Origin of the sequence: Okeania sp. SIO2B9 (assembly GCF_010672505.1) — a bacterium.
GTDB lineage: Bacteria > Cyanobacteriota > Cyanobacteriia > Cyanobacteriales > Microcoleaceae > Okeania > Okeania hirsuta.
Genome location: NZ_JAAHGK010000329.1, coordinates 1 through 6,317 on the forward strand (window position 1 = coordinate 1; position 6,317 = coordinate 6,317).

Below are 6,317 nucleotides of genomic sequence, written 5' to 3' on the forward strand. Positions count from 1 at the left end.
TAGGTTGATCTATGAAGATTTAAAAATCAAAGAATATTGGATAGTTGATGTAAAAAATGTAGATATTATTGCTTTTACTATGGTTGATGGTGGCAGTAAAAGGATTACAGAATCTATAGTTTTACCAGGATTAGTAATAGATGTTTTAAAAGCGGCTTTACAACAGAGTCGAAGTATCAATCAAAATCAAGTTATTGCTTCCCTATTGTCTCAATTTCAAGAATCTTAATCAGAGAATATAGTAATCCTAAATTATGTTGTAATATTTTATCGTGGGGGTTTGGATAACCCCTATAATTTACGATTTTTGCTTAAAGAACTAATTTAAGGTTATAATTATTCTGATTATCTGTTTACAGCGGTTTTCATTTTGGGTAGAACACAGTAGGGAGTTGCATACAATGTCCTGGATTATCATTTTTGTAATGTGGTTCATTGACCTGAAAACTGCTGTGCTAGTTTATTTATCTTTTGAATTAGTAATTTTATTCCTGAAAACTAACAATTAAACATTATGTGGTTAGAAAATATTCAACTAACAATTACTCTATCTGACCAACAATTAGAAGAGGAACAGCTTCAAACAGATACCGAGAATATGTTGTCGGAAATTCAAGAATTTGATGGAGTACAAAAGGCAGATTTAATACCAATAGAAACTGCCGAACCTATATCTAAAAGTATCGGCGGTTTTTTAGTGGGAATTCTTACCGCAGAAATTAATGCTAAAAATCTCAAAGCTTTGGTTGGATATTTAGGCGATCGCCTCTATGGTAAGACTATGAAAATTAAAGCTGAAGGTAATGGTCGAAAGATAGATATTGAAGTTCGTAATCTGGAAGATTTGAATAAGGTTTTGAGAGAAGTAGATAATTTTTTGAATGCTTAAGGATATTTTTTCATGGCAAAAATAGCTCTATTAATTGGAGTTAGTGAATACCTCCCAGAATTTCCGGCTTTGCCTAGTGCGGTGAAAGATGTTGAGGCAATGAAGGAAGTTTTAGGTAATTCGGAAATGGGAGGTTTTGATAATATTGAGGTTTTGAAAAATTCCAATCGTCAACAGATAGAAGAGGCAATTTATGATTTGTTTGCTGACCGGAATAAGGATGATGTTTTACTTTTTTATTTTTCTGGTCATGGAGTTAAAAGTAGAGAGGGTAATTTATTTTTAGCTACTCCTCAAACTCGCAAAGGTGAAAGGGGAATTGTTACGCCGACTGCTGTGGGTGCTAGTCTTTTACAAAGTCAAATGAATGATAGTTTTTCTCAACGTCTGGTTGTGATTCTTGACTGTTGTTATAGTGGCGCATTTACTAAAGGAATGACTGCTAAAGGGGATGAAAATATAGATATTCAAACTGAATTAGGTGGAGAAGGTAGGGCAATTTTGATGTCTTCTAGTGCTGTTCAAAGTTCTTTTGAGTCGGAAGGTTCTGAATTATCTATTTATACAAAATATCTCGTTGAAGGTATTAAAACTGGAGCAGCAGATACCGATAATAATGGCAAAATTTCAGCCGATGAATTGCATCAATATGTGAGTGAAAAAGTACGCCAAGAATCTCCAGCAATGACTCCTCAATTTGAACCTCACAAGGAAGGTTATCGAATTTTTTTAGCACGTTCGCCACAGGATGAACCGAATTTAAAATTTCGTCGAGAAGTTAAAGAAATACTGATTAAAAACAATGGCGAAATTAGTTTGCTAGACCATAATTTTTTGGATGAACTCTATAGATAAATTGGGTTATCCCAGCCTGAATCTGAAGCTATTATAACTGAAGAAAAACAGCCTTATGAATTATTTAAAAATAAATTGAAGCGTTATGAAGACGCTTTAATTTTAGCAGTTAAAGAAAGTAATCCTTTAACAGAAAATAATCGCAAAACTCTCCAGAAATTTCAGTCACTTTTTGGGTTGAGAGATGAGGATATTGCGCCTATTGAGGAAAAAATTATATCCCAGCTACCAAAGCCACCTAATCCCAAACCTAAACTCAAAGTAGGGTGTTTTGTAATAATAGGTACAGGAGTTTTACTAAGTATTTCGTTTTTTACTTTACTACCAAAGTCAGCACCACCACCAAGACCATTACCATCGTTAACAACAACACTACCAACAGACCAAAACTCAAAGTATTCAAAGCTAGAAAATCTACTAAAAGAAAAGGAGTGGAAAGAGGCAGATATAGAAACTTCTCGTTTAATGTTGAAAGTTGCGGGGGGAGAGGAGCGAGGATATCTAAGTGAAAAAGATGTAGAAAATTTTCCTTGTACAGACCTCCGCACAATTGACCAGCTTTGGGTAGAATATAGTGATCGTAAATTTGGCTTTTCTGTGCAGAAGAAAATTTACCAGAGTTTGGGTGGAACAAAAGAGTATGATTCAGAGGTATGGAAAAATTTTGGAGATCAAGTAGGATGGAGAAAAGGAGACGAATCGTTGAGCTACGATGAGCTTTGGGAGGAGGATAACCTCCCTTCCATGTTGAAGGGGAACCTCCCTTCCATGTGGGTGCTTATTAATGGCAATAGGCTTATTAATGGCAAACGGTTTGTGGTCTTCTCTCGCGCAGAGACTTGTAGACTTTAACATATAAGCGTTTCAGCCGTCAACAGAAAAAAGTTTTAGGAACTTAATTTTACGAATTTTGTTGATTTCAGGATTTTGATACCCTTTTTTCAGTTATCAGTTATCAGTTATCAGTCTAGTAGGTTGGGTTAAGCGACAGCGCAACCCAACAAAAATCTATATCTATAGAAATAAAATATGTGTTGGGTTTCACTTCGTTCTACCCAACCTACGAAATGGTTGTTTTTTATTATTAGGAATTGTTTAACTCACTACCTGAATTTAACTCTTTATCTGTACCAGTCTATAAATGTTAATTTTCGGTGTGTTACGCTGACACTAACACACCCTACTAGACCTACTTTTCATCAAACTAAGCTGAAGGATGAGTCATATTTTTAGGAATCACAATCTCATCAAATTCCTCCGCTGAAACATAACCCAACTCCAAACAAGCTTCCTTCAAAGTCAACTCTTTCTCATGGGCAACCTTAGCAACTTTCGCAGCATTATCATACCCAATTTTTGGACTCAAAGCTGTCACTAACATCAAAGACTGTTCCAAATAAAATTCAATTTTTTTCTGATTTGCCTGCAAATCAACTAATAGAAAGTCCGTAAAATTATTACAACTATCAGCAATCAAATTAATCGACTGAATTAAATTAAATATCATCATCGGTTTATAAGTATTTAACTCAAAACTTCCCTGAGCGCCAGCAAAAGCGATCGCTGCATCATACCCCATTACCTGAGTCGCCACCATCGTCATTGCCTCACACTGAGTAGGATTAACTTTTCCTGGCATAATTGAAGACCCTGGCTCATTTGCAGGCAAAATTAATTCCCCAAACCCACACCGGGGACCACTTCCCAACCACCGAATATCATTAGCAATTTTCAACAACGAACAAGCTAAAGTCTTCAGAGTGCCGCTCGCCATAACTATTGGATCGTGAGCAGCTAAAGCAGCAAATTTATTCGGTGCAGACACAAATGGCAACCCAGTTATTTCACTAATATATTTTGCAGCAAGTTCGGCAAAACCACTAACTGTATTTAATCCCGTTCCCACTGCGGTGCCACCTAGAGCGAGTTCATACAAACTTGGCAAAACATTAGTTATGTGTTGTATATTTGCATCGAGTTGTGCCACATATCCAGAAAATTCCTGCCCCAATGTTAACGGTACAGCATCTTGCAAGTGGGTACGCCCTATTTTAACAATTTCGGAAAATACTTCTGATTTTTCCTGGAGTGCATCGCGCATTTTCTTGACTTTCGGCAACAACTTTTCCTGTAATGCTATTGCTGAGGCGATGTGCATAGCAGTGGGAAAAGTATCGTTAGATGACTGCGACATATTAACGTGGTCGTTGGGATGTATTGGTATTTTGCTTCCCATTTCTCCACCAGCAATTTCGATCGCCCGGTTAGAAATGACTTCGTTGACATTCATATTGCACTGGGTGCCACTTCCTGTCATCCAGACTCGCAGCGGAAAGTTACCATCTAGTTTCCCAGCAATTATTTCTTCTGCTGCTTGAGAAATTAATTTTGTTTTATCTTCTGGGAGTTTGCCGAGTTCGTGGTTGGTTTGAGCAACTGCCTTTTTGAGAATGGCGAATGCTTTGATGACTTCTGGTGGGATGTAGTCTTGGCCAATACAGAAGTAGATGAGCGATCGCTGAGTTTGAGCGCCCCAATAACGATTTGCTGGTACTTCTATTTTTCCCATGCTATCGCTTTCAATGCGCATTTTAGACGACATTAATTCTGTCATTAGTATTTTGATGATATGGTGTATCTTTATATTTACTTACATCATTATCTTTTATGGCACTGACTTAGTTAAATTTTTATTTTTTTGTCTTTAATTTATAAGAATTTTATGCTCATAAAATTATCTGATTATACTATTTTTATTCTCTTTAGCATTCAGGTGCCAAAGCTAAAGATTGCGAAAGGTTATTTTTATTTTGATATTTCTGTTTTTTTAACTTTAAATATTTTTCTACTGTGTCTAAGATTTTTTTTGCATTTGCTGGTTTTCTTAAAAAATCTGTTGCTCCTGCTAATAATCCCCTAGCCCGATTTAGATAATTATCCTGTCCAGTATAAATAATAATAGGAGTTTGTTTATAAATTGAAGCTTTCCGCAAAAAATTACAGAGTGCATAACTATCAACTTCCGGCATAACTAAATCTATAAATATTAATTCAGGATTTTTTTTAGCCATTAATCCTACCCCTTGCATTGGGTCAGTAATTTTCTCAATTTTATAACCTTTAGGCATCAAAATTTGCTCTAAAAATTTACCTGTTGTTGGTGTAGAATCTATACAAGCTATCAGAGGTCTATAACGATTTGTTGAACAGTAAGCTAGGTGTAATTGTTCCCATGGAGAAGGTAAATCTGGTATAGCTCGAACTTCTATTACACCTTGTTTTAAAAAATGATATATAGTACGAGTTGTTAAGGTTAAACATTGCCTTTTTTTAGCTGTAATATCCCACAAGGTATTTTCACCATTAAATTTATTAGTAAGAACCTGTATAGATTCTTCACTGAGACGACTTTGTAATTTTATAGATTGTTTAACTACCGGAGCTTGTTCTGGGAAAATATCATTAATACCTATTTTCTGCCAGCGTTCCCAAAGTTTTTGTGCTGCCTCTATAACTTGCTTTAATTCTAATGGAGATAATGCTAAGTTGGAACAAATTTCTGATGTTAATTCCCCATCGGATTGCCAGTTGAGATTTAAAATTGACTGACCTGCTAAAGCAAAGAAAATTTCATAGCTGCTACTACGGATAATTGCTTTACCTTGTTTTATAGTTATTTGTTCTTTAGTAAGACCTTGCTGAAGAAGCTTATATTCCCATAATTCTTCAGTAGATAGTAAATTAGCGTTAAATTTTAGATGCTGACAATGTTGACTAATTGTTCTGTACCAACGTCTAGTTTGATGTAATCCCCCTGTAGCATATAACATTTGTCCTCGACAAAAGTAAATCTGCCATTTTTGTTCGCCATTGTCTAATATTAGTTTACCTGTTGCTTGCTTGTGACTAAGTGCGGCCAAAACTTTCCATACTTTGTTACACCTGATATTAGTTATTAACATAATTATTCTATTTTATATTTGCTATCTAATTTTATCTCTAGTTTAATCATACAATCAAACTTTTTCTATAGGGTTTAACCCTCTACGGAGTATTTTATCCACGATTAATTATTAAAAAATTAATTTTTCTGAAAATTTTACTATAAACATATAGATTAACTAGCTGTAAGCTATCAGTTACTAGCAGTCAGCGGGGATAGTCCATATAAAAAAGACATCTAAAAGCTTGGGTTAAAATCCCCGACTTCTAGCTTGTTGTTTAATTTTATGAGGAGTTGAAATCCCATTCTAAAAAGCTGAATACTAAACGCTCTCTCGCTGTTTGCGGAGCATTCCATCAGGAAATACTTTTTAATAATGTTGATTTAATGATTTTATTAAGATTACTTTTTTAATATATTTTACGAGATATAACAAAAAGATTAGGCGGCTAGTCGTGATGTGGTTTATATAGAAACACTAGATTTGACAAGTGCAAAATTGTGTATCAAAATTATCATTAATGAATAATTAACTTATAATTGATCGCAATTTAGTGTTAGCTTCCTACAGCCATAAAAGTCAAATCATATGTTTGCCCCAAAGTGCTTTTCAAATCATTTGTAGAATGT

5 protein-coding genes and 1 pseudogene are annotated in these 6,317 nt (G+C 34.9%); 4 read left to right on the forward strand and 2 right to left on the reverse strand.

Annotated elements, in window-relative coordinates; translation table 11 throughout:
- The 4 genes and pseudogenes from F6K13_RS13480 to F6K13_RS13495 all read left to right on the forward strand — a co-directional run.
- Positions 1–229: pseudogene (locus F6K13_RS13480) on the forward strand (Uma2 family endonuclease); the annotation flags it as partial.
- 285 nt (positions 230–514) lie between these two features.
- Positions 515–889, forward strand: a complete 375-nt coding sequence (locus F6K13_RS13485) for a hypothetical protein (protein WP_124144040.1) — start codon at positions 515–517, stop codon at positions 887–889.
- 12 nt (positions 890–901) lie between these two features.
- Entirely contained in the window at positions 902–1,744 is an 843-nt protein-coding gene (locus F6K13_RS13490) for a caspase family protein (protein WP_124154188.1), read from the forward strand.
- Positions 1,745–1,819: 75 nt separating this feature from the next.
- Positions 1,820–2,596 (forward strand): GUN4 domain-containing protein, encoded by a 777-nt coding sequence (locus F6K13_RS13495; RefSeq protein ID WP_240041529.1) that lies wholly within the window; start codon positions 1,820–1,822, stop codon positions 2,594–2,596.
- Between the two features lie 352 nt (positions 2,597–2,948).
- On the opposite strand, the gene fumC is transcribed toward F6K13_RS13495, so the two are convergent.
- The gene (gene fumC, locus F6K13_RS13500; RefSeq protein WP_124154190.1) at positions 2,949–4,358 is read right to left on the reverse strand and encodes a class II fumarate hydratase; all 1,410 of its coding nucleotides are present in this window, start codon (positions 4,356–4,358) and stop codon (positions 2,949–2,951) included.
- Between the two features lie 148 nt (positions 4,359–4,506).
- Positions 4,507–5,706 carry a response regulator gene (locus F6K13_RS13505; RefSeq protein ID WP_124144038.1) on the reverse strand — a complete coding sequence of 400 codons (1,200 nt, stop codon included), beginning with the start codon at positions 5,704–5,706 and terminating at the stop codon, positions 4,507–4,509.
- Between the last annotated feature and the right edge of the window lie 611 nt (positions 5,707–6,317).